The sequence below is a fragment of the Alteromonas sp. AMM-1 genome (assembly GCF_047290655.1).
GTDB lineage: Bacteria > Pseudomonadota > Gammaproteobacteria > Enterobacterales > Alteromonadaceae > Alteromonas > Alteromonas mangrovi.
The window spans coordinates 1-2,720 of sequence record NZ_JBLBUE010000262.1 but is presented as its reverse complement, the minus strand read 5'-3'; the positions used below and the strand labels follow the sequence as shown (position 1 = coordinate 2,720).

Below are 2,720 nucleotides of genomic sequence, written 5' to 3'. Positions count from 1 at the left end.
AAGGGGAATCAATGCGAAAAACACTGGCGACCGTTGACGCCACTTGAACACTTAAGGTAAAAAACGACTAGCCAACGATGCGTTGATCTGAGGTGTTCAAATAAAACCGGAATGGCTGTTCAAGTTAATCGGAATGCGCACCTATCAGCGTAGTATGGTTTAAGCGAGACTTGCGTCTGCAAGACAATCAGGCGTTGCATGCTGCATGGCAAGCTGGAAACCCTGTATTACCTCTGTATCTGTTTGAACCCGATATTATGCGTGATCCACACTACAGCGAGCGTCATTGGCGATTTGTGTGGCAAAGCCTGCTTGATATGGAGGGCCAGTTAGCGTCACATTCTGCCAATCTGCATGTGAGTTACAGCGATGCCCTGCCCTTTTTTGAGCGACTTCGTGAACATTATCAAAACATTACGATTTACAGTTACGAAGAAGTGGGTCTTTCTATTACTTATCAGCGCGACAAAGCGCTGAAAGCCTGGTGTCAACATGCAGGGGTTACCTGGATCGAATCTCCCTACGCTGGCGTAATTCGAGGTCTTTCGCATCGGCGGCACTGGGTGAATCACTGGCAACAGCAGATGCAGAGTGCAGTGCTCGAAACGCCTTTATCGAAAATAAACTGGTTGCAACATAAAGCCTTGGTTACCCGGGTACCTAAAACGCTGTCCAGCAGACTTCACAGTGCTGATCCTTTCATGCAATCAGGAGGGGAATCACATGCCCATCAACTGATTCAGAGCTTTATAAGCAAACGACACCGCCAGTATCATAAGCACATTTCGAGTCCGCTGAAGAGCATGGAAAGTTGTTCGCGCTTGTCTCCTTATCTGGCCTGGGGCAACCTGAGTGTAAAACAGGTCTATCAGGCCGTGACGTCGTCAACATCACCTTTACCGTTGTCGTTACAAGCCTTTACGTCAAGGCTTCATTGGCACTGTCATTTTATTCAGAAATTTGAGAGCGAAAGTGAACAAGAATTCAGGCCGGTTAATACGGGATATATTAATTTCCCGTTCAGAACAGAGCAAAAGGCTTTGGAACAGCTTACCGCGTGGCAGGAAGGCAACACAGGCATCCCTATGGTGGATGCCTGTATGCGAAGTCTGATAAAAACCGGTTACCTGAATTTTCGTATGCGGGCCATGCTGGTGAGTTTTCTCACCCATTATTTACTGCTCGACTGGCGCCATGCAGCCCTTCATCTTGCACAACAGTTTTTGGATTTTGAGCCAGGGATCCACTACCCACAGTGCCAAATGCAAGCCGGGATCACAGGCACTAACACATTGCGTATTTATAACCCGGTGAAGCAGGCTCAGGATCACGACCCACAGGGCGACTTTATTCGCAAATGGGTACCCGAAATTGCACATCTGGACAATCAGGACTTGTTCGCCCCCTGGCAGATCCCACCACTTACCAAATTAACGCTGGATACATCAGGGTTAGAACGGTACTTCATCCCGATAGTCATTCCCGAAGACGCGATTGCCCACCATCGCGACCTATTGTGGGCATGGCGGGAGCGCCGGGAAGTAAAACAAGAGGCAAAAAGAATTTTGTATCGGCACAGCAATCCAATTTAATGTTAGCGCCCCAATGCGCTTAAACCGGCGGTATTACCGAGGTATCCGTCGAGTCGCAGTTGTCTAGCTTTAATGTTGGCGGATTCATACTTATGTGCAATGTGCCCGCTTTTGACAAAAGTGCCATACCTAAAATGTTGTTCGATCGAGGTAAAACAGCCACCCGCACATCGTGGAACGTACAGGCATCACTTAAAGCAAACTCAGCAAGAAGATAAGTTTTTACTTTTTTTATGTGTCCGTTAGCCAAGCGGGCATTAACGAAACCGACTTCTACAACTTCGTTTGCACTTAACTTATTGAATGTTTCAGGTGTGAGTAACGTTAGTGATGATCCCGTGTCTAACAGGAATTTGACTTCGTCAAGCACCTGAGAATGAATTTGCAAATAAAGCGTTCCACCTTCGCTTTGTTTCAACTTGAATTGCTCAGCGTGTACAGTTTTACAGACACAGACTATAAGCAATAACAGCGAGACTAAACTACATTTGTACTTCATGGCATAAATACACATCGACAGGCTTTACCGGATAGATAGCAATTCATGCACCACCTGCTAACCAACTAATATTATTAACATTTTTAACAAGCCAATCCACCAAACTTACCAACAACGAACACAAAATCACCAAAACCGTGCAATCCGGGCATCATTGGATAAAGGATCATTAAAAATTCTTATAAATGATAGCTTAAAGCTATCACGAGCAAGGCTTTAAACTTTAGGTTAAGATCTTATATTATTTAGATATTACATGAAGATAGGTTAAATTTTAGATAAAAGGACACTTGCATGAAGAAAAGCATAATCTCGTTATTCATTGCCTTCTCCCTCCCATTTTGCACATCAGTGGTGCACGCAGATGAAGTACCAGCAAACTTGAATGTCTCAGAAAACAATCAACATCCTGTCACTGATTTTTCGGGTAAACCACCATTTAAGCGGCAGAGCCTCAGTCGCTATGCAGAAGATTTAGCTCAATTTGAAGTAGTAACTACATCGCAAACCTGCCAAGACAATAAACCAGCTCTGCGTGGGAAACCGCCATTTAAACGAAGCACCCAGTGTTCGGAAACATTCGATGTGGCGCAATTTACCGTCACTAATGAAAGCCCAACTATCCGGTT

The 2,720-nt window shown here is 45.1% G+C and carries 3 protein-coding genes; 2 read left to right on the top strand and 1 reads right to left on the bottom strand.

Features of this window, described 5'->3' with window-relative positions; genetic code table 11:
- Positions 1-143: 143 nt before the first annotated feature.
- Positions 144-1,592, top strand: a complete 1,449-nt coding sequence (locus ACLR2L_RS19825; protein WP_413370700.1) for an FAD-binding domain-containing protein — start codon at positions 144-146, stop codon at positions 1,590-1,592.
- Positions 1,593-1,611: 19 nt separating this feature from the next.
- On the opposite strand, the gene ACLR2L_RS19820 is transcribed toward ACLR2L_RS19825, so the two are convergent.
- Positions 1,612-2,010 carry an aspartyl protease family protein gene (locus ACLR2L_RS19820; protein WP_413370698.1) on the bottom strand — a complete coding sequence of 133 codons (399 nt, stop codon included), beginning with the start codon at positions 2,008-2,010 and terminating at the stop codon, positions 1,612-1,614.
- Positions 2,011-2,385: 375 nt separating this feature from the next.
- Here ACLR2L_RS19820 and ACLR2L_RS19815 point away from each other — a divergent pair.
- The coding region (locus ACLR2L_RS19815) for a hypothetical protein (RefSeq protein WP_413370696.1) at positions 2,386-2,720 on the top strand (335 nt) is incomplete at its 3' end.